Origin of the sequence: Cognatundibacterium jejuense (assembly GCF_014284255.1) — a bacterium.
GTDB lineage: Bacteria > Pseudomonadota > Gammaproteobacteria > Burkholderiales > Burkholderiaceae_D > Undibacterium > Undibacterium jejuense.
Window position 1 is genome coordinate 79,807 of sequence record NZ_JACOFV010000010.1, and the last position, 21,249, is coordinate 101,055.

Annotated in this window: 20 protein-coding genes; 5 read left to right on the top strand and 15 right to left on the bottom strand. The window is 47.3% G+C overall.

Going from position 1 to position 21,249, the window contains the following annotated elements; translation table 11 throughout:
- Positions 1-33 precede the first annotated feature (33 nt).
- Positions 34-627, top strand: coding sequence for a DUF2975 domain-containing protein (locus H8K32_RS11710; RefSeq protein WP_186912721.1), 594 nt, complete (start codon positions 34-36; stop codon positions 625-627).
- Positions 628-632: 5 nt separating this feature from the next.
- Positions 633-917 (top strand): helix-turn-helix domain-containing protein, encoded by a 285-nt coding sequence (locus H8K32_RS11715; protein ID WP_186912722.1) that lies wholly within the window; start codon positions 633-635, stop codon positions 915-917.
- Here H8K32_RS11715 and H8K32_RS11720 read toward each other — a convergent pair.
- The 6 genes from H8K32_RS11720 to H8K32_RS11745 form a co-directional block, all read right to left on the bottom strand.
- A complete protein-coding gene (locus H8K32_RS11720) occupies positions 902-1,336 on the bottom strand; it encodes a hypothetical protein (RefSeq protein ID WP_186912723.1) in 435 nt (144 codons plus the stop codon). The two genes, H8K32_RS11715 and H8K32_RS11720, sit on opposite strands and share 16 nt — an antisense overlap.
- A 133-nt stretch (positions 1,337-1,469) precedes the next feature.
- Entirely contained in the window at positions 1,470-2,018 is a 549-nt protein-coding gene (locus H8K32_RS11725; RefSeq protein ID WP_343067992.1) for a DUF2726 domain-containing protein, read from the bottom strand.
- A 452-nt stretch (positions 2,019-2,470) separates the two neighbouring features.
- A complete protein-coding gene (locus H8K32_RS11730) occupies positions 2,471-3,190 on the bottom strand; it encodes an alpha/beta fold hydrolase (protein WP_186912724.1) in 720 nt (239 codons plus the stop codon).
- Positions 3,191-3,222: 32 nt separating this feature from the next.
- A complete protein-coding gene (locus tag H8K32_RS11735) occupies positions 3,223-3,528 on the bottom strand; it encodes a hypothetical protein (protein WP_186912725.1) in 306 nt (101 codons plus the stop codon).
- Positions 3,529-3,686: 158 nt separating this feature from the next.
- Positions 3,687-4,373 carry a DUF1045 domain-containing protein gene (locus H8K32_RS11740; protein WP_186912726.1) on the bottom strand — a complete coding sequence of 229 codons (687 nt, stop codon included), beginning with the start codon at positions 4,371-4,373 and terminating at the stop codon, positions 3,687-3,689.
- 11 nt (positions 4,374-4,384) lie between these two features.
- Positions 4,385-5,269 (bottom strand): amino acid ABC transporter substrate-binding protein, encoded by an 885-nt coding sequence (locus tag H8K32_RS11745; protein WP_186912727.1) that lies wholly within the window; start codon positions 5,267-5,269, stop codon positions 4,385-4,387.
- A 340-nt stretch (positions 5,270-5,609) separates the two neighbouring features.
- On the opposite strand from H8K32_RS11745, the gene H8K32_RS11750 reads away from it, so the two are divergent.
- Positions 5,610-6,764 carry an alpha-D-ribose 1-methylphosphonate 5-triphosphate diphosphatase gene (locus H8K32_RS11750; RefSeq protein ID WP_186912728.1) on the top strand — a complete coding sequence of 385 codons (1,155 nt, stop codon included), beginning with the start codon at positions 5,610-5,612 and terminating at the stop codon, positions 6,762-6,764.
- Positions 6,765-6,783: 19 nt separating this feature from the next.
- On the opposite strand, the gene H8K32_RS11755 is transcribed toward H8K32_RS11750, so the two are convergent.
- Positions 6,784-7,644 (bottom strand): SIR2 family NAD-dependent protein deacylase, encoded by an 861-nt coding sequence (locus H8K32_RS11755; RefSeq protein ID WP_186912729.1) that lies wholly within the window; start codon positions 7,642-7,644, stop codon positions 6,784-6,786.
- 416 nt (positions 7,645-8,060) lie between these two features.
- On the opposite strand from H8K32_RS11755, the gene H8K32_RS11760 reads away from it, so the two are divergent.
- Positions 8,061-9,263 carry an ABC transporter substrate-binding protein gene (locus tag H8K32_RS11760; RefSeq protein ID WP_186912730.1) on the top strand — a complete coding sequence of 401 codons (1,203 nt, stop codon included), beginning with the start codon at positions 8,061-8,063 and terminating at the stop codon, positions 9,261-9,263.
- Between the two features lie 85 nt (positions 9,264-9,348).
- Here H8K32_RS11760 and H8K32_RS11765 read toward each other — a convergent pair whose 3' ends face one another.
- From H8K32_RS11765 to queC, 3 genes are all read right to left on the bottom strand, one after another.
- The gene (locus tag H8K32_RS11765; RefSeq protein WP_186912731.1) at positions 9,349-10,776 is read right to left on the bottom strand and encodes a bifunctional serine/threonine-protein kinase/universal stress protein; all 1,428 of its coding nucleotides are present in this window, start codon (positions 10,774-10,776) and stop codon (positions 9,349-9,351) included.
- 1 nt (position 10,777) lies between these two features.
- Complete coding sequence (locus tag H8K32_RS11770) at positions 10,778-11,521, bottom strand: metallophosphoesterase family protein (protein WP_186912732.1); 744 nt, start codon at positions 11,519-11,521, stop codon at positions 10,778-10,780.
- A gap of 144 nt (positions 11,522-11,665) precedes the next feature.
- Positions 11,666-12,379, bottom strand: a complete 714-nt coding sequence (queC, locus tag H8K32_RS11775) for a 7-cyano-7-deazaguanine synthase QueC (RefSeq protein ID WP_186912733.1) — start codon at positions 12,377-12,379, stop codon at positions 11,666-11,668.
- Between the two features lie 106 nt (positions 12,380-12,485).
- Here queC and H8K32_RS11780 point away from each other — a divergent pair, with 106 nt between their 5' ends.
- On the top strand, positions 12,486-13,790 hold the full coding sequence (locus H8K32_RS11780) for a lipopolysaccharide biosynthesis protein (protein ID WP_186912734.1): 1,305 nt from the start codon (positions 12,486-12,488) through the stop codon (positions 13,788-13,790).
- Here the strand turns inward: H8K32_RS11780 and H8K32_RS11785 are convergent.
- The 5 genes from H8K32_RS11785 to H8K32_RS11805 are packed head-to-tail and all read right to left on the bottom strand — an operon-like array spanning position 13,735 to position 21,249.
- A complete protein-coding gene (locus H8K32_RS11785; RefSeq protein ID WP_186912735.1) occupies positions 13,735-15,594 on the bottom strand; it encodes an alpha/beta fold hydrolase in 1,860 nt (619 codons plus the stop codon). The two genes, H8K32_RS11780 and H8K32_RS11785, sit on opposite strands and share 56 nt — an antisense overlap.
- A 2-nt stretch (positions 15,595-15,596) precedes the next feature.
- Positions 15,597-18,164 carry a glycosyl hydrolase 2 galactose-binding domain-containing protein gene (locus H8K32_RS11790; protein ID WP_222613093.1) on the bottom strand — a complete coding sequence of 856 codons (2,568 nt, stop codon included), beginning with the start codon at positions 18,162-18,164 and terminating at the stop codon, positions 15,597-15,599.
- A gap of 3 nt (positions 18,165-18,167) precedes the next feature.
- The gene (locus H8K32_RS11795) at positions 18,168-19,157 is read right to left on the bottom strand and encodes a DUF1839 family protein (protein WP_186912737.1); all 990 of its coding nucleotides are present in this window, start codon (positions 19,155-19,157) and stop codon (positions 18,168-18,170) included.
- Complete coding sequence (locus tag H8K32_RS11800; RefSeq protein WP_186912738.1) at positions 19,154-20,065, bottom strand: amino acid--[acyl-carrier-protein] ligase; 912 nt, start codon at positions 20,063-20,065, stop codon at positions 19,154-19,156. The genes H8K32_RS11795 and H8K32_RS11800 overlap by 4 nt, the downstream gene beginning before the upstream one ends.
- A gap of 17 nt (positions 20,066-20,082) precedes the next feature.
- A complete protein-coding gene (locus H8K32_RS11805) occupies positions 20,083-21,249 on the bottom strand; it encodes an acyl-CoA dehydrogenase family protein (RefSeq protein ID WP_186912739.1) in 1,167 nt (388 codons plus the stop codon).

Genomic DNA, 21,249 nt, shown 5'->3' on the forward strand with positions numbered 1-21,249 from the left:
AAGCTTCATCATTTCCTGTTATGGAGCTTTGTTATGCCACCTTCTTCAAAATCACGCGTTGTTGCTATCGGTCAGGTCAGTTCTTATCTGATTTGGTTCACCGTGCTTTCTATGTTCGTTATTTTGGTGTGTGCTCTTGCTGCGTTAGGCATAACGTGGATGAGCCTTCCTTCCGGTGATCTTAATATCGTCAGGCTGATACTCCAAAGCATTAACCCTGGAGATGATTACTTTGATTGGATAAAGAGACGCGGTGTGACGTCTGAGGCGCGGATTTTTCTGATGTTTTGTATTGTGGCGCTGGCGGCAAGTCTGGAATACCTGATGCTGCAATTGAATCAATTGCTGACTTGCTTCTCGAGTGGAGAAATTTTCAATCGCAAAGCAATTGGTCATGCTCGTTATGCGTTTTATGTCGCATTCTTTAGTAGTTTATTTTATTACGCCGTGCAATTGCTGGTGCTGACTTGTAGTGTGATGTTCTGGCAGGATGGCAAGATCAGTTATTTTTTCAGGATCTTCGCTGATGCACTTGGCGATACGGTGTGGGTAGGAATTTCTTTGTTGATTATCTGGTCTCTGGAAATTGGCGCTGAACTCAATGACGAAGTAGAACTCACGATCTGATCATTATGCCTATTATTGTTAATCTCGATGTCGTGTTGGCACAGCGAAAAATGCGCCTGAATACCTTGTCAGCCATTGTCGGTATCACAGTGCAAAATTTATCTGTGTTGAAGACCGGAAAAGCCAAGGCAATCCGGTTTGATACCTTAGAAAAAATTTGTGCGATCTTGAACTGTCAGCCTGGTGATATTTTGGCCTATACACCTGATACTAATGGGGTTACACAGACGGATAACCATGATCTGGACAGCGCAACAATATCTGAGGCAGATGATCAGATTGATTCCTGACGAATAAATGGGCCTACGCACTCATGCAGATTTTCTTCAGAGCAGAGTAAAAATTGTGTGCCGTCTGGATGTAACAAGATATAGTTGATTGCAATGTCGCCAATCGGGGATTTGTCCCCCGTACAGTCAGCTTGGCCATTGTGTTTGACGATTTTATCAATCCATTTATAAAAACCACGCGCACTAGGATAGTCGGAAATACGGAAGACTGATTCACTCACCTCTCTGCCACTGATGGTGCGCTTAGTGCCATTTGCTCTCAGGTTATACACTTCGTAACAAGCGAATTCTGGTAGTTCGATTTTCCAGGCGCCAACTAAGGGATGATCGGCGCGCAAAGGCGTACGTCTGATTTCTTGGCTAAATGCGACGTTGGTGCAGAGTGTCATTAACGTTGCAATAAGCATAGCGCGTTTCATGATTTCTGCTCCTGTGGCCCGGTGAAAGTAATGTTGCGCGGAAACTGGATGATGTTTACACCATAAATTGTCTGCTGCGAGTAGGCAAGGTCTTTTTGTCGAACATATAAAAAATTTTGCTTACTTTTGAAGCTCAACCGACACTAGACAGCATTTGATCAAATTGTTCGTCATGGGCGGGGTCAGGCAGACTGGTCTTCGTGATCAGATGCTCGCTGAATGCAGCCTGTATTGCTTCCTCTTCGGGTAACAGTTTAACGTGCCAACGGATTAGTCTCAATTCGGCATCTTTACATGCTTTATTTTTTTTGGCATCCGCGTCCTGCTGGTAGAAATTATGTTGACTCGCGTCATCTAGCTCTATCGCGGCAACGACGCTGAAATCTCTATTGCAGACGACAAAGTCGAAGCTTAAGCGGTTGATACGATTATTCCACTCATGAAAATCTGCACTTGGCTTGATGTTGAGAACCCGCGCCATATTGACTTGGGCGAGGACGATGTAATCAGGCAAAGCCTTAATCAGTCGAAAATACAGCACTTGTTCGGCTGCTCCCATGGGGCGCTTGACATAATAAGGCCAAACTTGTTGGTTATTGGTTGGACGTTGTGTTTTTTTAAACAGACGACCAACGATCAGTGCTAAAACAAAAGCGATGAGAAAAATGATGACCGTTTTCACAGCGAACCTCTTTAAAAGTTAAAATATTGTCACTAAAATCTATCTTGAGACATTAATATAAAAAAGGCAATACTTTATTTGCTGTGGTATTGTTGTTTTTTGTATATTATTTTAAATTTTACATGTTGCTTCAGATGTCGGCAGCTGACGGCATACTCTTTTAATTGAGAAATTTTTAATTTAAATTCTCTTAAATTAAATTAATTTTGATCTAAAGTTAATAAAATTGATCTAAATATCAATAAAAGTCTCCCATTGGAAAAATATAAATTTAAACACATCTCGTCATTCGGCAATAATTTTCGCGATAGGTAATTTCATCCCATGGCTTGATATATCAAGTGGTATTGTTGCTAAATTTACACTATTAGCTATTGATGGAGCAATTTAATGACAGGGCGAGCGTAATATGTGTGCTCTGATAACCGTTGTCGAGGTGCCAGGCGGGAAACTTAGTTGGTGATAAAACTGCGCAATATGTTTGCCAGTTCTTGTGGTTTTTCGAGTGGTGACATGTGACCACACTGATCCAGAACTCGAAAAGTCGGATGTGGCAGCGCTGCTGCTATGTTTTCTGCCTCACTCAAAGACCGCATCTGATCCTGACGACTGGCGACGACAAGTGTCGAACAGAAAATTTTTTCAAAATCGGCATAGCCATCTTCACGGACGATGCTCAATTGCCGGATAAATACTTCTCGGCCCAACGCCAGAGACATGTTTTGCATTTGCGTCAGTAAGGTCGTGTTATCGGCATTGTCAGGATGTAAGGCACGTTTCAAGGCAGTGATGGTCTGACCTTTGTATGGAAAAATTTTCAGCATTTTTATTTGTTGCTGATTGCGCTCTATTTCTTCGGATGTCGTAGCGCGTGCCGAGGTATTAAGCAGGATCAGTTTGCTGATTTTTTCTGGTGCCATCAAGGCGACGCGGCGGGCGACATAACCACCCAAAGAAAAACCAATTAGTATGCAAGACGAAGGTAACTGAGAAATGATACGTGAGGCGATCGCATCAATGCTGTCGCCATGATTTAAATCGGAAAAATGAACAGACCCTAGTTCCTTTAGATCCGGAAGTATCATTTCCCACAAAAATGTATCGCACATAAAGCCAGGAATGAGCACGATATCCGTGCCATTGGCGAGAGGGTGTTGCGCATGTTTCTTCACTTCATGCTTTCCATCAACGGCTGCGTTGGGTGTTATTTCTTTTGACGCAAGCTCAGTAACAAGTTATCGACTTCGGCACTCAACGGAATTCCGAGTTGCCGCAATAATCGAATATGTAAAACCATATTTTCCAGCACCAGCTTAGCCGCTACTGCCAGTAGCGTAAGTTGCCTGTCTTCGACGCTGAAGCTATCTAGCTTTTCTGCCATTTCACACAAGTGGTCGGCAATCAACGTTCTTAACTGATCATCTTCAAAAGGAAGATCCGCGAAGTCGATAGGGTCTTCGGTTTCTACTTCCTTCATCAACAACGTGAGCTGTTCAGGTGTGATGGTCATAAATCGGAGTTCATGAATACTATATCAAAATAAAAAATGATTTAGTTCATTGTAGACAGTAGGCAGTATTCCACAAAGACCATGCAACTAAAATTAACATATAAGCGCACGATACAACGAGATAACTCGATTGTGACTTTGGCGCTAAATAAAATTATTTAATCACCAAAAGGATAACGCCGTAGTAAACGTAAATTTTCTCCAGGATGGGCTTCATGAAACAAAGCAATACTGCGTATGACAAGCGGTTCGCCGATATCAAAATGACGACCAGCTGCTTTCAGCATGGCATCGACAGAGTCAGTATTATTGAGACTATCTGTGATCGTCATATGAAACCGATATTCTTCTGCTGTATAAGGATATCCCCAGTGCTGCAACAACCTCAGTTGCCGCGCACTTAATTGTTGTTGCTGACGGCGCGCTAATTCTTCTGGCTTGAGTGCTGCACGCAAATGGTCAAATTGACTCACGCATTGCATCGCTAATTGATTCAATAAGCTGGTGTCGCCAACCGGGCGAATCGCCAGAAAGTCGCCCATCCATTCCAATTGTGGAGAGGGAACTTCTGTCGCTTGTTGCCGCCGACAAAAAGCCCGCAATGCCATCTCCAGATCTTCTACTTGATGTCCGGGAGCTAATCGAAATGGTGCTTTTAATGTCGCGTGGAAGCCATAACGCCGTGCGTCTTTAGTCAGATTTTGCAAAACATTGGGTAGCACGCTCGGGATGCGGATTTGTTCAATGCTATCTGATGTTTCAGGATCGCGCCCTAGCCACTGGCAGCCAGCATGCCACCACTTGCTGTCTTGTTCTGGTGCAAAATAAAGTGCGTAACGGCTCATATTTCTACTGTTTAGTTACCGACCTGATCGGTAGGGAAACGCAAAGAATCACGTAACAAAAATCCCATAGGCATATTCATATTCGAACCCTTTGGTGGAATGGGGCGCATGAACCAATGGTCGTAAATTTTATAAATCTCGCCGTCGTTGATGATACGTAGCATCTCGGTATCGACAATTTTTTTGAATCCGGGTTCATCTTTTCGCATCATGATCGAATAGGGCTCTACCGAAAGGGCATCGCCGACAATCGCAAAGTTGGCTGGATTTTTGGAATCTGCGCGCAAGCTGTATAGCAGCACGTCATCCATAGGGAAGGCATCAGCTTTGTTTTCTTCTACCATTTTGAACGAATCCTGGTCGGTGTTACCTTCGATGAGTTTGATATTGAGTGAGTTAATATCGTTGCGATCAGCCAGCAGTTTCACGGTAGTCGTGCTCTTGGTCGTAACGATGGTGCGGTTACGGAACTGATTCCAATTTTTTATGCCACTATCAGCCCTGACTAAAGCTTTGACGCTAGAGAAAAAATGCGGAACCGTAAAATCAAATTTTTTACGTCGCTCTGCGTTATTCGTGGTACTACCGCATTCCAGGTCAATCTTGTCTTCCAGCAATGCGCTAAAGCGGGTACTCGAGTCAACCGGAGTAAACTGTACTTTGAGATTTGGTAGCTTCAATTCTTTCTTGATCGCGTCAGCCACCTTCGAACATAAATCAATGGCGTAGCCCGCGCCCTGCCCATTTGCACCGATAAAAGCAAATGGAGGACTTTCTCTCACACCTATCGTCAGTGTTTGCGTTTTTCGGATTTTTGCCAGCGTGTCGGATGAAGAAGCATGCGCCGGAGTGAGCAGGCTGATCAGAACGGAAAAGTACAAAACGGCATAACGCATAATGTATTCCTGATAAAGTGGACAAACAGATGTCGATAAAAGAGAGGTATAAAAACTAAAAAATTCGATAGGTAAAAAAGTTAAAATAAAAAATGATTTACCTGATTCAATTTAACAGTCTATTCTCAATACAAAAGAGTGAATTCTGGCTTTTTTCTTGAATAAGATTTTGTGCTTGGAAAAGTGGTATCACGTGAAAGTTAATGATTTAAATGAATGTCATCAAAGCGATAGTTATTTTTTTTACAAAATTTCTTATCTTTCGCTTATGGTGTAAGTAATTTGCGCGGCAGGTATGGTAATGTGCTGCCCGTCGTGGTTTCTCTAAGGCAATTAGTTCATGAATTTTACGCAAGTCACTGAGTTTACTATTCGTAATGCTCGCATCGTTACCGCTGATCAGGCGTTTACTGGCAGTGTCAATGTAGGGCATGGCGAGTTCAGCGAACTGACCTCTGGCTGCCATGGTTTGGCTGGCGACGATTGGCATGGTGATTATTTATTGCCTGGTTTAGTTGAGTTGCATACCGATAATGTAGAAAAACACCTGTTGCCGCGCCCAAAAGTAGGTTGGCCTGTGCAATCGGCGATTTTGGCGCACGATGCGCAGGTGGTTGCAGCTGGTATAACGACAGTATTGGACGCTATTGCGGTCGGAGATCTGGAGCCGGATAGTTTCAGAACGCAGACGCTTCAAGCTTGCGTTAAAGGATTTGACGATGCGCGCGAAGCTGGATTATTACGTGCCGAGCATTATTTACATCTGCGCCTTGAACTAGGAGAGCAGGACTTATTGTCGCTGTTTGCACCCTTAGCCCGACATCCACGTTTAAAGTTGGTCTCTTTGATGGATCACACTCCCGGTCAACGACAGTGGACGGACTTAGACGCCTACCGTATTCAGGTCGCTGGCAGGCATGGATGGTGTGACGAAAAAGTCGATGCAATGCTGAAGATATTTTCGGATCGGCAACAGCGATTTGCAAGCCAGAATCGGGAAAAAATCAGGCATCTTTGTCATGACAATACGCAAGTGATTCCACTGGCAACGCACGACGATACGACGCCAGAACATGTGTTTGAGGGTGTGCGTGATGGTGTGAGTATTTCTGAATTTCCGACTACTTTGGTCGCAGCGCAATGCGCGCGCGAGAAGGGATTGGCGATAGTGATGGGTGCGCCGAATTGCGTCAGAGGCGGATCACATTCAGGCAATGTTGCAGCGGCTGAATTAGCGCGGCACGGTTTATTGGATATCTTGTCTTCGGATTACGTACCAGCGAGCTTGTTGCACGGGGCATTTTTATTGCAAGAGCATGGTTACTCTTTGCCGCAGGCTATTGCTACTGTCAGCAGGACTCCTGCTCAAAAAATAGGCATGAGCGACCGGGGCGAAATTGCTGTCGGGCTACGTGCAGATTTCTTGCGTGTCAGAATGTTTCAGGGAGTGCCAGCCGTGATCGGTGTATGGAAGCAAGGACGCCAAATCGCCTGAACGTCGGGTCTTATTCGCGCTACAGACGCGATCCCCCTTTGCTGTGATGCGCCTTCCATGCAAGATCTAATGCCGACAGGGCCTCAACGGCGCCCGCAGCCAGGCCCAGGTCTGCCTTGCCTGAGACTGTCGGTTCGCGCACATTGATACGGATGAGCCTGCCACCATACTGTTGCACAATCCTGTGACTGAAATGACGCACCGTTGGTATTGCCGTCCCGGCACCAATTTCGATCACGAGTGGTCTGGACACTGTTTGTAACCAACGTTCCTGCCGATCGGCTTGCTGTTCTTGATGCTGCTCCAGCCAATTCCAATCTTGAAACATCAGAATGTTCGGACGCGCCATGCCACCACAACGGGGGCATGTTGGCGCTGCATTTTCGAGCCGGCATTTGATGGTATCAATGACGGGCTCGAATTTGTGTGCAGACCAGATTGCCTCACTGCAAGGCAACATGCATTGCAGTCGGTGGATAGAACCATGACATTCATTGATGCGTTGAGGATCAAACCCCGCCAGCTGAAATTGGCCGTCCACATTGCTGGTAAAAATACTATAACCCGCTGCTTTCGTGGCGGCCCATTTAAGTAAAATGCGAAATCCCTCATGGGGTACGGTATTTCTGTATAGATTCAACCTGTGTCCATAAAATCCCCACGCCTGCTGAGGCCTTCGACGGAAAGCGGCTGGCGTCGCGATTTCATGAAATGCTATTTTTTGCGCTCCCAATGCTGGGTAAGCGTTCCAAAAGCCTTCGGTACCCCGAAAGTCAGGTAAGCCCGAATCAACGCCTATGCCTGCACCAGCAGCAATCATCAGTGCATCAGATTGTTCCAGTAGCCCAATGGCATGGTTTAACTGACTTTCGGTAAGCATGATGTGTTTGCCTGCGGTGTTTGTCCGTGTGAATTTACAACACTTTGCCATTAATAATTACGCAACACAATAGTAAAGCCTGTATTTGTTACTCAGCTTACTGCAGATCGCTTGCGCGTTATAACCCTCTTCACTTTCAAGGCAATCAGTGATGAGATTGTACTAATAAATTTAAATAATAATTTAATAAGACATTCGCGCTTGAATGTTTATTGCTCATTGACAACATTGTGGCTAAAGGTTAGCGTCTGTCTCCGATGAAAACCGGTATCCGATTTTAAAGTTTTCACGTCTTGGGTCTTATCGAAGATTATTCCGGCGGTGCATGGTGCTCAAGGCGTTACACTTGTACGCCCAGGTGCCAATCGCTGCTGGAGTATTTTTGCTTAAGTCATACCTAAAATCCTGGAGAAATAATGCGTATCAAATCTATTGTTATCTGTGCCTTACTCAGCGCGAGCGCAACTTCTGTGTGTTTTGCAGAACAGGCGCCAATCCGAATTGGCATTATCGGACCATTCAGCGCCAAGTCTTCGCTGGACATGGGTGAAAGTGTTCGTGGTGGTGCGCGTGTTTTTGAAAGCGATTTGAACCAGATCGGTGGTGTCCTTGGGCGAAAAATCGAACTAGTCGAACGCGATGATCAAGCCAAACCAGAAGTTGGTATGGCGATGGCGAAAGAATTAATCGAAAAAGAAAAAGTTGTTGCAGTCGTCGGTTTTGCCAATACTGGTGTTGCCTTGCAGGCAGCGACCGTTTTTCAAAATGCCAAAATTCCGCTCATTATCAGTGGTGCGACTGGTGCCAAAGTCACTCAGCAATTTATGCCGCCAGCAGTCCCGAATAGCTATATTTTCCGCGTTGCCGCAAGTGATAGCTTGCAACCCGTTTCCATGCTCACTGAAGTGATTGATAAACGCAAACTGAATCAGATTGCGATTTTGCACGATGACACCCCTTATGGTCAGTTTGGGAAAGATAGTCTGCTCGCCGAAATGAAGCGTCGCAACTTGACGCCGGTCGCCGTTGAAAGCTTTAAGATTGGCGATCTGGATATGACGAAACAAGTGCTGCGTGCAAAGCAAACCGGAGCACAGATTATTGTCACCTATTGTCTGGCCAATGAAGCAGCAGCGGTGGCTAATAGTATGGGCAAGGTGAAAGCCAACATTCCTTTAGTTGGTTCGTGGATTTTGTCGCATCATGGATTTATCGAACAAGCAGGGGCGAATGCTGAAGGTGCTCGTATGCCAGTGACCTTCATCGAAAACGAATCTACCCGTAGCGATGGTTTTGTGCTGTCGTATTTGCGTCTGAACAATACCAAACGTATTCCTTCAGCCGTTGCAGCGGCGCAGACCTATGATGCGCTGCGCATACTCAGTTTGGCCATTATGCAGGCTAATAGCACTGCACCTGATAAAATTAAAAACGCTTTAGAAGATATGAAATATGAGACGACATCAACCGTGGTGACGCGCTACAAAAAGCCATTTTCTAAAAACGATCATGAAGCGATTACTCAGAATATGTTATTCATGGGAGAAATTCGTCGCGGAAAAGTGATCTACGCTTATAAAGAAGATGAAAGAAGTTCGCTGATTGTACGTAAAAAATAAGTCAGAAAAAGCAGACCAGGTGGCGATGTCAGAAGCAGCTAGTGCGCTAAAACATGCTTAATAAATTGGTTTAATAAATGCCGTTTTATTTCTCGTTGTTCTTCACTACAGTCACCGTACAATCTGCTTCAGCGACCACTTGTGCTGAGACGCTACCCAGGTAGCGTCTCAATGCAGAACTCCCACGTGAACCGATGATGATGTGATCAACATCGTTGTTGCGAGCGTAATCAATGATCGCCATCGCCGGATCGGGTGACTCCAAAACGTGAAAAGTGATTTTATCGCTGTTAATATTCAAGGGGCGAGCCCAGTGTTTGAGTTCAACCAATTGTTTAACGTGAATGTTTTCACCTTGTTGTATCAAACTTTCATCCATACCGATGCGGCTGGTTTTGCGTATCGTCAGACATGCGAGTCTGGCGCCGGGTTCGGTTTGCAGCATACGGCGTGTGATTTGCCGCAGACTCTCTGCTAATTTTTCTGACCCATGGCTTAAATCGAGAGCCACCACAATAATGGGTGCTTTTGATAATTGCTCAGAAACGCTATGTTGCAACACCAAATCGGCGCCGACCGCTTTAAATCGGCGTTTCACAACCGCCAGATAACCATCTTGCTGATCTTTCTTTGCACGGGCTGTTAACGTCAGTTGCTCTGGATGTTGCAACAAAAAAGCCAGCTGCGCCGCCGTATCAAAACGTGCATTTGGATCGACTTCTAAACAACGCAAAATAATTTCTTGCAACCAGTCTGGCATATCTGCCCTGTGATTGCGTGGTGGAATCGGGTCGCGGTACAGACGCTTTTTTAAACCGGAAACGGAGGTTGGATGTCCAAATGGACGTTCACCTGTTACCAGATGATAGAGCAACACCCCCAGTGCAAACAAATCACTACGCGGTTCATTGCGAACCCCCATCACTTGTTCGGGCGATATATACGGGCCAGTGCCCAAAGGCAGACGAAATTCTTCGTCCAGCAGATCGGGTAAGCGGTCATGGCGCGACAAGCCAAAATCAATCAATACCGCCAGTCCATTTTGGAACATGATGTTGCTAGGCTTAATGTCGAGATGAATCACATGCTGACGATGCAAATCTTGCAGGGCATTGGCGATTTTGACGCCGACGCTGACGACTTCGTCAAGTGGTAATGGTGCTTTTTCAAAGCGACCGCGCAAGGATTCTCCGGCAATTTGTTCCATCACAATGTATGGTTGTGCATCAAAATCTCCGGCACCAAAGTACCGCGGCACGTGATCACCTTTGAGCTTAGGCATGATCATTTGTTCGACTTCGAATGCCACGATCGCAGTCGGGTCATCGCTGGAAAATAGCAACGGTACTTTCATGATCAGCGGCGGAACACCGTTTTCCAGACCGGGTTTGTTGAGATGGCGCTGGCGCAGATCGGTGACGCGCCACAAGGCCGCCATGCCGCCGGTATGTAATTTCTCCTCTAGCCGGTAACCATCAAATTCCATCCCGATCTGCAGGCTGCGCGTGCTCATTTTAATTTCCGGTCAATAAACGTGCCGCGAGAGATGCGGGAAGACCAGCCGCTAAAATTTTCTTTGCAGCGCTATCATGGTCATAAGGAACGCGAAAATAGGTGAGTTCCTGCGTATCCGTATCAAACGTTGCATAGCAGGCAGCAGGGTTACCGTCGCGTGGTTGACCGACGGAGCCCGGAATAACCAGCCAGCGACGCTGTTTGCTTAACGGAATACTACTCTCAGGGGTAGGCAAAAATTCTCCGGTTTTACCAGTCAGCGTCATGTGATACAAGGTCGGCATATGTACGTGGCCACAAAACGTAATCGCTGCTTTACACGCATGCATACTGCGCATGGCTTCCATCACGCCGTCAATGTATTCCCATTTATCTGGTGCCCAGGCATTGGCGTGCACCAGCAACATATCCTGTAATTCTATGCGGTAGGGTAACGCCCTGATAAACGCTATTTGCTCTGCACTCAGCTGGGCACGTGTCCATTCCACGGCCTGCCTTGCGACCGGGTTCATGTCGCCTTTGTCTTCTTGCAAGATACCGGCGTCATGGTTACCCATTAATACCAATGCGCCTTTAGCGACATAATCCATCACTTTTTGTAAGACCCATGCCGGGTCAGCGCCGTAACCGACAATATCGCCCAAAAAAGCGTAGTGCGTTACTTTTTGTTGCTCCGCGTGAGCCAGGCATGCTGAAAGTGCTTCGCGGTTCGCATGGAGGTCGGTCATCAGGGCTAGCAGCATAATATGTTCAGCGTCAGGTAAGTAAAAATAATGTTGAATGTCATTACGCGGCAGGCGCGCTACCAGAACAGATTGAGTGTATTCCTTTCTGAATATTAAGGCTTGATCCTAACTCTTAGCTTACAAATCACCCCATAAAGCTGATTACAAACTGCCTTTGTATTGTAGATAACCGCGAGCCCTTAATTCGCAAGCAGGGCAGGTACCGCAGCCATGGCCCCATTCATGCAACTCACCACGTTCACCAAGATAGCAGGTATGCGTGTCAGCGCGGATCAGATCCACCATGACGCTGCCACCTAAGTCTTCTGCCAGTTCCCAAGTTTGGGCTTTGTTGATCCACATGAGTGGCGTTTCTAGTTTCAGGCGTGTTGCCATGCCCAGATTGAGCGTGACTTGCAACGCTTTCATGGTGTCATCACGACAATCCGGATAACCGGAGAAATCCGTCTCGCACATGCCACCTACCAGGACATTGAGACCGCGGCGATATGCTAATGTTGCCGCTACCATCATAAACATCAGGTTGCGCCCGGGTACAAAGGTATTGGGTAAGCCGTTTTCCTGCATTTCGATGGCAATATCCTCAGTCATCGCGGTTTGCGACAATTGCGAAATTAATGACAAATCGATCATATGATCTTCACCCAGACGCGCTTGCCATTCGGGCGAGAATTGACGTATTTTTTTTAGCAAGTCTGGTCTGACTGTTAATTCGATGGCATGTCGCTGACCATAATCAAAACCTATCGTCTCGACATGCGCATAGCGTGACAAGGCCCACGCGAGGCAGGTAGTAGAATCTTGTCCGCCGCTAAACAGAACAAGGGCACGATCGTTTTCGAAGATTGGTTTCATATCGCAAAGTAAAAAGTTGAGGCTGAATTGTAAAATATGGAAACTCTTTTTACATCTAGCTACAGTGATGGTAAGGTTCGTCTGATACGAATGTTAACGCAAGCCCATGAGTTTTTCTAAAAAATTTCTTTCCTCTTCCTTGCTGTCCGTCATAGATCAAGGCATGTTGAGTGCCTTGAATTTGTTGGTCGGCGCCTTGTTGATACGCATGGTCGACAAGAATGATTACGGCTTATATGGACAATTGTACGCTGGCGGCCTGCTTGCTGGTCTGGTGGTCGATTCATGGATTGCGGGTCCGCTGACAACTGTTGCCAGTGCCGTACATGAGAATACACGCAAACTCTTATTGCGACGCTATTGGTTCCGACAGATTTTTTGCACCTTGTTGATGGGTGGATTAGCGTTTTTGATCGTGGAATTTGTTCCGGCAGCAACCCAGCATGCGAATAAGAGTTGGCTGTTGGGATCGGTGTTTGGTCTCTATGTCATCGGTAACGGCTTGCGCGAATATGGTCGTACTGTTGGTTTTATCCAATCTGACATCCAGAGTGTTCTAAGACAAGATTTTGTTTATGTACTTGCGGTCATTACCGGATTGGCCGCTTTAATGTTCTATCAACACATTGACCTGATTTCGGTATTTTCTGTGTTGATGGGCTCTTCATTGCTGTGCGCTTTGTTTGGACGGGAACGCCTGATAGCCCGAACCAATACCGATTCTAAAGAGATGGACCCAGGTGATCTGGAAGTGATTGTCGGACATCAGGATACAATTACTGGTCATGGGCGTTGGGCGGTGCTTGGTGTGGTGGTTGGCTGGTTGTCGAATTATAGTTACGTGTATTTGTCCGGCGCATGGTTGGGTCTGTCAGCGATTGCTGATTTGAATGCTTCTCGCTTATTGCTGATGCCAATTCCGCTGGCAGTTGCCGCCTGGTCACGTGTCGCACGGCCTGAGGCCGGGCGCCTGATCGCCAGCCAGAATTGGTCGCGCTTAAATAAGCTTACTTTGTTTTCGATTGCAGGGATAGAACTCGTTGTTTTAGCTTATGTTGGTTTCTTAATACTGACTCTGCCGTTATTAGAAACTTATGTCATCGGCAGCAAGTACCATGGACTTGATCCCTTGATTATGTTGTGGGGTATCTATTTTGCGGTGAATGCTGTGCGCTGGATAGGCACTTCCTGGCTGATGAGTGGTGGGGCGTTCCGTTCCATGTTTTTCTTAGGAACGGTAACGCTGATCCTGGTTGTCGGCATAACGTCTTTCTCGATTCCCTACTGGGGTTCGGCGGGCGCCATATTTGCACTGATCTTTGTTGAAATTTTTGAGACTGTCGTCGTCTGGAAATTTATTTTTCCACGTTTGCAGAAGCCGCTTGAAAGCGTTTCTGTAAATGTGTCGTAATCACCGAAATCACACGCTTTTGAGCCCAACGTGGCGTGAAAGTATGATCAGCACCTTTCAATATTTCCAGCCTGACACGCGGGCTTTTCCCTAGTAATACGCCGTGTCTGCCAAAGTTTTCGGTCATCAGATCGACGCTGCTGTCGCCCGCATCCATAATCATTAAAATTTCTGTACCACGCGCTTCCATTTGTCTGAACTGACGTGCCACTTTTCCCAAGAAATGGTGGCTTTCTATAAATTTAGTGATAAAGGCTTGCGACAAAATATGTAGCCGCTTAGTAACCCTTTGCGACAACCTAACAAAGATTTGCCGGAATTGAATCTCACCGCGCAAGACCCGCTTCCAGGTATGTAAATTGCGAATCGCTTTGACATAAAAATGGGTCGATTTGATCGATTCTTTTCGCCGCGCCTCCAGGCTATCACCTTCATTCCAGTGGTACACCAGCTGATTCATTAAAATGATACCTTTGACGCTCGCCTCTTCCATTGCGGTCAGATAGCAGAAATAGGCACCTGAGCACAATCCACCAATGACAAAAAGTTCGCTACCAAATGCAATGCGCATAAACTGCATCGCAGAGCGCATGTCATTTACGCCGCCATTCGCATACACGTCGTTTTCTTTACCTTCTGGGGTAGCTTTGCTGTATCCGATGCCAGCTTTATCGAAGCGTAAAACGGTAAACCCGTTGGCAGCAAGTTCACGCGCTAACTTTACGTACAACTGGTGATTACCGACCCGATGATTGGCGCCGATATTGGTGAGTAAAACGGTAGGGAGTGTCAGAGAAACAGAGTTAACGGGACGGCTGACAACGCCTACCATTTCTTCGAAGGAAACCAGATTTTCTGTGATGACTTGTGCGTCAATCTGCAGCGTAATAGCTGTCTCTAGATTGATCTTCTCGTTGATTGGTACGGGTTGAATATCGAACAGAGGTGCGAGCCACGCCGCAACTTCCAGCCATATTTCTTCTGGTACCTTGGTATCATGCGCATCGGGTTTCATCATGTCCGCATAGCCGGGGCTACTGCTCAGGTGCAAATGTGGATTACTTTGGTTCCAGCTATTTGCAAGTTTTTCTTCTTGTCCGGCGACATCGTCTCTGGACATAATCAATACAGGCATGTCTGGTGCGGGCATTTTCAACATGTCGAGCTTGCCGATACTGCTGCGCATTTCTGCACTAAACTCATAGCCGGTTATTTCGTCGTCGCTGATTTGCTGTTCCGGTTCAGTTTTTTCTGCTGGTGTGGATTGTTCAGCAGGTGCTGCAGCTGATGTGGAATGCAAGGAGCTCATGTTTCTCAAAACCTGCAATTCGCGGCAATAGGCGCGCCCAGAAACTGCTGGTGCTAACATCACTAACGCCGAGGCCTGGATGTCCGTGGCAACGCTGGCCGCCAACAAGGCACCCAGGCGCAGACCAAACAAGGCAATATGTTCGATGCCAGCAATCTGACGTAACTGCGTAGCCGCAGCACTGATATTGGATTGCCAGATTGCGACTCTATCGCCGTCAAGATTGGCAGAGTCACCGCTATTGTTGTAATCAAAAAACAGGACGTCAAAACCAGCTTTCGCCAGTGTATTTGCCAAGTGTTTGTACGACAAATACGAGACCATATATTCGTGGCCGAATGGCGGACACAACACTACGCCGCACTGACGACTACCACCAAGATCACGCTTACGGGCTGGATGATACCAACCCAACAGGGGCGCATGATTTTCGCCGAACCAAAAGGCCTGCGGTGTAAATAAAATGTCTTTACTAGGATAAAGTTGGGTTGCCACGGTCAGCCTGCGGAGGGATCGGGGGTGAGATGAATCTGACATTTGACGCTACTTTGCATATTCAGACCTTGTACGCTGACTTTAGGTGTGATCGGAAGTTGTTGTGCTCTGAGACGTATTGTTTTTTTGATGCCAGGACTCAGATGGAAGTAATTGTCGTCTGGCGTCATGCCGGGAGAATTGATGTAAATAGCCTGTGCCACGCGTTGCGTCTGCAAGGTCAGCAAAAAATCACCATTGGTCTCTTGTGTTATTTCGCCGCTTAAACCCAGATCGCGTTCTGTTGCCAGATCCTGACCGCTAGTGAAGTGGTAATCACTACACAGTGGTATTTCTGCACCAGTCGTATATAAATGCAATCCGGCGAGATGGTGTCCAGCGGGGCCAAAACGATAGGCGTAAGTCGTATCTAAAAAGTGCGGCAGAATGGCATCAGCTCTTAGCATGACGCTACTGTGGGCGGCAAGCGTGATGTGCTGACGAGCCCGCGCAACGCAGGTTTCACCACGCTTGTACAAACAAAGCTCCAGTTCGCCATCGAAGTTGTTCGGTGTATCGTTTACCACGTGCATCGCTAATCCGTTCAAACCTTCGTCTGTCAGAAAAACCGTCAGTGGTGCCATCGCACGTTTTAAAAAATAATACGCCGCTTTGGGATTGCCGTTCGCGTCAACAACACCCCAACCAGCACCCGCCCACAAATCACGCCAGAACCAGATCAATGCACCACGGCAGCTTGATCCGTGACGACGCCATTCTTGTATTGTTTGTGCCATCACTTCGCCAGTCGTGGTACGGGCTAACGCCAGATAGCGTTCACGTTCGGCATAACGCAGGCGCATGGGGTCGACGCGATACAACTCGGCCATATAGTGATCGCGCACATCTTCAAAATCCCAGCTGGTGCCATTGTCACGTGGTACGCGCCGTTTCCAGTCTGGATGCGGACCTGGCGTAACACCATTGTCAAGAATGCTATCGATCAGTGCATCGTCTGGCATATTCGAAAAACCCAGACATTCGGATGTAAAACGTACGCCGCTACGACGTGCATCGTCTAACGGGCGCAAATACGCTCCGACGCCAAAATAATGCGCGACTCCCGCATCGACCTGGAATGGCATCACGCCGCCTGTCGGGCTGGATGGCCAGTAAATTGCATCGGGTCTCAGGTTGTGGCAGAGTTGTGGCAAGGTCTCAGCAAAAAATGCATTGCGCCAAAGTTCTGGCGGTTGACCTAACATTGCTGCTTGTTGTTCGATTTCACTGTTGCCACACAAGACGGCAATACATGGCGACATCTGCGTGCGTTGTAAAAATTGTTCAGCTTCGTTTTGTATATTTAGTGCGAACGTCAAATCGCCGACCGGATAGTCCATGTTAGCGAACATAAAATCTTGCCACACCAGTATGCCCAACTCGTCACAGAGGCGATAAAAAATCGGATTCTCATACACCATGGTGCCAACGATGCGTAGCATATTCATACCGGCATCACGCGCCAATGTCAGCATTCTTCTTTGTGCTGATTCATCAGCATTGAGTGATAGCAGATCGGTTGGCGTCCAACAGGCGCCGCGACAAAAAACCGACACGCCGTTCACATGTAAATGAAAATCATCATTGCTTTGGAATACGTGGATATGACGGAAACCGAGTTCGCCTAAGGCAAAAAATTGAGAGACCGATTTGTCTTCTTGCTGGTAAATTACTTCGACAAACGCCGTGTATAAATGTGGTTTGCCGTGAGTGTGTGGCCACCACCATTGTGGATCGGTAAATACTAGCTCTCCGCTGGCGCGTGTTAATTTTTTTTCGGATTGCTCAAGTTTGAGTTCTTGTGCACGATCACCCACATGCAAGCGTACCTGGCTGATCGCAATGCCAGTTTCAAACTCTAAAACAGCGTCAACGATGCCGTCCGTGCCCATCAATCGGCTATGCATTTGTTGGTTGCACAAACGAAGCGGGTTACGCATTTCCAGACTGATGGCGCGATACGGGCCAACTGGCGCGACTGGTGGCGACCAGCCGGGCATACGTCCGATCAGACTGGTACGGAACCAGCGCAATTGCTGTTGTTCGACTAATTTGGTTTTCCAGCGCGGGCGTGGTCTGCGTTCTGCTAACAAGTTGTCGAGTGCAATGAAGCACAGACTGAGTGTTCCGATACCTTGGATTTGCAATGCCTGCAGATCCAGACTATGCCGCACAAACATATTCTCGCAACGTGTTAATAGTCTATCGTTCCAGAAAATATCTACTATCCCAGCGAGCCCATCAAAATGCAAAAACGCGGCATCAGAACTGATTTCTGCTTCGCAAAAAAACCAGATATCGAGCGTATCAAATTGATGCTCGCCATATTGAAATTGATTCGCTTCACGTAATACCGATGCGGCGGTGCAGGGAAGCTTTGCCGGTAAGCTTTGTCTGGCGTGAATTGCTAATTCTAAAGGCGAGGAAAATGCCGACGGCGCTGTCATCACCATACGCCAGTCAGCACTTAAGAGTGGATTGCTGCTGTCTGCTGAGTGATCTGATGGGTGACTAAATGCGTTGCTCATCATGCCTCAGCCTACCTTTTTCAGGCTATGCGTAAGTGCGGTCATACCCTGAGTCCAGTGGTGTGCCAATTGTTGTGTCAGAGGAGATAGGTCAACGGCTTTTTTTCCCATTACGGCACGTGCCGTTTTGAGTAATAAAGTTTTAGTCGTATCAGAAATACTGTCAAATTCTTGTGCCGCGATACGGAAGTCCCCTTGTCCATGTTGTTCCAGCCAACGCAAATATTGCGCTCCCAGACTAAAACCTGCGCCCAGTTGGCGCAAGGTGGCAAACGCATAAGCGTGATACGCCGCCATGCCCTGTTCTTTGAGATTTTCAACATCGCTCAAAAATACGGGGGCGAATGCGGTGACCGGATTGTGTTCAGGCCGACGTGCAATATGTTTATGCAGCAAACTGAGGGCAATCTTTGCAAGTGCTGCGTCATCGCGTCGTTGTAAGCGATCAAGTCTGACGAATTCGGCGAACAATGGCATAAACGTTGGATCATATGGTTTGCCGATACGGAAGGTTTCGACAAAATCTTCACCGTGTAATTCATGGTAGCTACTATTATGGAAATAGCCCATGCGTTGCGCATCGATATCGATTTCCTGAATCGCAATCGTGGTTTTGACATGATTGCTGCGGTAATCGGTACCCGATGTATCTGGCAGATAAAAAGAATCGGATTCAGTTAAGACCAGGCGGCCACGGCGTAATTGTTCGCAGGCATTAGGTAGTAAACCGCGCCAGACATTGAGCTCTTGTACGTCGATGCCATACAGTGCAAACAAGTCTTCATGTGGTGGCTTGTAAAAAGTCCACTGATCGCCATCAAAGTCATTCGCAAATACCATAGACAGGCAAGCCAGTGGATTAAGATCTTGCGCGTGCAAGACTTCTACCCAGACATCGATATAGCAATTGGTTTCCGCCCAGGCACGCTCAGCCCCGTGCAATGCATGGGGCTGGTAGCTGCTGACATCAATTTTCGGTAATGCGCACAGACTCATAAGCCAAGGATTTCGCGGGTTGCTGTTGGCCAGGTTGCGGTGTCCATGCCATGTGTTTTAAACAGTGCCATGACAATACGTTCCAGACCAAAACCCAGACATGCTGTGTGTGCGACTTCACCACTGGCTGTGTTAATTTCAAATAGTTTACCGAAGTGATCCTGATGGTAATTGAACGAACAGACAGCGGTTGGTTTTTCTTGGGAAATCACCGGAATCACGACTTCAAATTTCAACTGTTGTTCACGTTGGTTCGCAGCCAGCATACGGCCGCCACGACCAAAGAATGGGTCGGACGCCACTTCAGAATGTGCTGGCAAACCGAGTGATTGCAGAATATCGATACCACGTTGTAGCCAGGTATCACGCCATGCGACGACCATTTCTGGCGTACCCACGCGGACAAACTCGCGGACGCGGAACGACTGCATACGGGTCGGTTCAGGTGAGGGTTCATTACGGAACACCCAGTTCTGCATATCAACCAATTTGCCTTCAGCAGGCAAAGTACCGGTAAAACTAGGATAAACCGGATAACAAGCAGCAGGGGTCAGACAGACTGCGGTCATGGTTTGCAGATGCGTCCACGGACGACCTTCATGTACGTTTTCAATGAGCTCTTTGTGCTGTGCTTCGGTACCGGTAAAACTGAAAATAGTTCCTGCTAATTGCGGGAAAGAATCGAGGTATTCGCTGCGCTCTAATACCTTGCGATCGAGGCAGGGCGGGAACGACATTTTGGTGGCGTTATCATTCGCAGCAACACGTGACACGTAATCATCGAACAGGCGTAGTACCTTTTCAAATACCGGGCCACGACCAAAAATACCTTGTACTCCGACCGGAATAATATGACCAGCTTCGACCAGATCGTTGGTCAGAATTTCAGGAGAAAAATCGATAGACATGGGCTTCCTCTTAGGGTTTAGTCGTCTTTGAGTACTAATAACAGATTCGCATTGGTGGCTAAAATGCGGTCGTTTCCTACCATTAACATCGAGGACAACGCATCTCGTAAATGGCGGCTCATACTGAATTTATTATCGTTTTTGTAGGCCAGAATGCCGCAAATCGATAAGGCTTTAATGACGATCTGTGGCAAGGCCTGGGTTGCATCTACTTTGAGATTATTCATTTTGAGTGAATAGCCGATGGAGGACAAAACACCGTCGGCTGCGTCTTCAGCTGCGGCCAATTCTTCGTATTCTGTCAGGCAGGCTTTGACTGAGGTACGCAAGCTTTGCAACATGCTGACGAGTTCAGCTAAACGTAAAGCGGTCGGTGGCACTGTGCCCGGGTTGGCACGCGCCTGACCACGGACAAAAGCACGTGCTTTGTTGACGGCGGCGGCTGCGCAGCCAGTCCAGCATCCACCCCACAATAAGTGGGAAACTGGAACGACTGTTTGTGCTGACATATCGCCAAAATGGGCTTCCATGATTTGCGCAACATCGCCACTGGAAGTCATCAGGAATGGTGGGCTGCAAGTACCGCGCATACCCATGGTATCCCAATTGCCTTTTTGTGCGAGTGTGTAATCGGCTTTGCGTACGAGAATTAAAGACTGATCACTATTGGCCGCATCTGGTGCACGACGTGCAGTGACCAACAAATCATCTGCCTGCGCGCCGTAAGAAATGGTGGTCGCATCTTTGACCAATTTGAAGCGTGAGCCCTCAATTTCCACGGCGCATTGGCTACGGCGCATTTCACCACCAACGCCGACTTCTGAGGTGACAGAGGCGATCAGATATTGATGCTGAACCAGTTCCTGCAAATAATTGCGGTACCAGGGATGATTCACTGCATGTTTGACGATGGTAATGACCTGAATTTGGTGCATCGCGAAAATCATCGCAGTCGCTGCACATTGGCGCGCCAGAATATCGCAGATTTCCACCAACTCACTCAGGCTGGCACCTGCGCCGCCCAGCTCAACCGGGACATAGGCACTCAACAATTTTTCTTGCTTTAAAGCGTTTACCGCTTCGATTGGGAAACGTGCTGCTTTATCGACCGCGTCAGCATGTGGCGCGGCAAATTCCAGTGCGACCACACGTGCGGAAGTGAGTAGGGGGGAATCGGTTTTCAT